Genomic DNA, 1519 nt, shown 5'->3' with positions numbered 1-1519 from the left:
CCGCCGGCCTCGGTCACGGCACGGCCGATGCGCTGGGCGAACTGCAGCAACGCCTCGTCGCCGGCCTCATGGCCCAGCGTGTCATTGACCCGCTTGAAATCATCGATATCGGCAAACAGCAGACCCAACCGGTGATGGGACGCACGTGCGGCCATCAACCGATGGTCCAGCGCCTCGCGGAACGCCAGGCGGTTGGTGAGCCCGGTCAAGGCGTCGGTGTAGGCCATGCGCCGCACTTCGCGGTCGTGGCGGGCGATCGCATCACGCATGCGGGCAAAGCCGCGCACGAGCTCCCCCACCTCATCGTCGCGGGTGTTTTCCCGCAGCGGCGCCTGGTAGTCGCCTGCTTCAATGCGCCGGGCGGCTGCGGCCAGCTCGCGGATCGGTGCCACCAGCGTGCGCTGCACGTACAGGATCACCACCACGCCGATCACCACCAGCAGGCCAAGCATCAGCAGCAGCCAGCCCAGATGCCGGCTTCCCATCTGCTGCAGCCGCGCACCGAGGGTCGCGTTGGCCGCCTGCTCACGCTGCAGCACTTCATCCAGCGCCATGCCGACGCGGACACCACCGATGCGCTGTTTGCCCATCCTGATCGGCATCGCGTTGTCGAGCACCGTGGGCGACTGCTGCACCACCAGCGACTGCGCGGCAACCGCCCCGGCCGCCAGCGGATCGGTCATCGGCCGCCCGGAGCCGGGCACCCCGGCCGAGCCGTCGTGGACCAGCCGCCCGCGGTCGTCGAACACCAGTACGTAGCGCACCACCGGCTGCCGCGAAATGCTGCGCACAAGCGCCCCGACCTGGTCCAGGTCGTTGTTGTGGAGCGGACCGGCAAGCGCATCGGACAGCTCGCGCACCATGGCCTCGCCACGGCTGCGCACGCTGCGGTCGAACAGTTCGTGGATGACGCCGTTGCTGAGCGACCTCACCTCGCCCTGCATCGCCGCCTGCCGCCCCAGCAGCACGGCCAGGATCGCAACCACCACCAGCATCGCCCCGCCCATCGCAAGCAGGAACCGGGCCTGCATCCCCGAGCCGAGCAACTTCATTCCACTTCCATCCGCACGCGCGTCGACCCTTGTTTCAAATCATCCAGCCACGGTTGCGCATGCGCATCGACGCGGCGGAAACCGGAAGCCCCCAACACCTTCTGCAACGCACGCTGCACCCGCCGAAGACAGACAACACGCGGCAGCACGCCGGACGCGCGGCCGGACACCTTCGGCGCCGGTCCAGCATTCTCCCGGTGCTCACTGCCAAGCGCATGATCCTGCGTCATTGCGAGTCGCCCCTCTTCGCTGCCCAACGGCCCCATCGCGGAACCGGCGCAGCACGCGCCGTCCCGGCCAGCAGGGCCAAGGCCAGGCTCAGCAGTTCCCCCTGCATTGCCCTACGCAGACCCGACACAAGCATCATCCCCCAGGGTATCCGGACAGACTACCCGAAAAAATGAGACCGTCGTCAGCTGTCCTTGCCGATCTTCTGCGCCAGCCGCGCCATGCGCTGGGTATCGGCC

At 68.3% G+C, this 1519-nt stretch carries 2 protein-coding genes; both read right to left on the bottom strand.

Features of this window, described 5'->3' with window-relative positions; all coding sequences use genetic code 11:
- A partial coding sequence (locus AB4Y84_RS21415) for a diguanylate cyclase domain-containing protein (RefSeq protein ID WP_442250899.1) occupies positions 1–1052 on the bottom strand: 1052 nt, incomplete at its 3' end.
- Positions 1049–1309: a hypothetical protein gene (locus tag AB4Y84_RS21410; RefSeq protein WP_442244051.1), complete on the bottom strand. Its 261-nt coding sequence runs from the start codon at positions 1307–1309 to the stop codon at positions 1049–1051. The genes AB4Y84_RS21415 and AB4Y84_RS21410, both read right to left, overlap by 4 nt.
- Positions 1310–1519: the final 210 nt, after the last annotated feature.

Source organism: Stenotrophomonas sp. 2YAF22 (assembly GCF_052114665.1).
Lineage (GTDB): Bacteria > Pseudomonadota > Gammaproteobacteria > Xanthomonadales > Xanthomonadaceae > Stenotrophomonas > Stenotrophomonas indicatrix.
The sequence above is the reverse complement of the archived record's forward strand: the minus strand, read 5'-3'. Positions and strand labels throughout refer to the sequence as shown.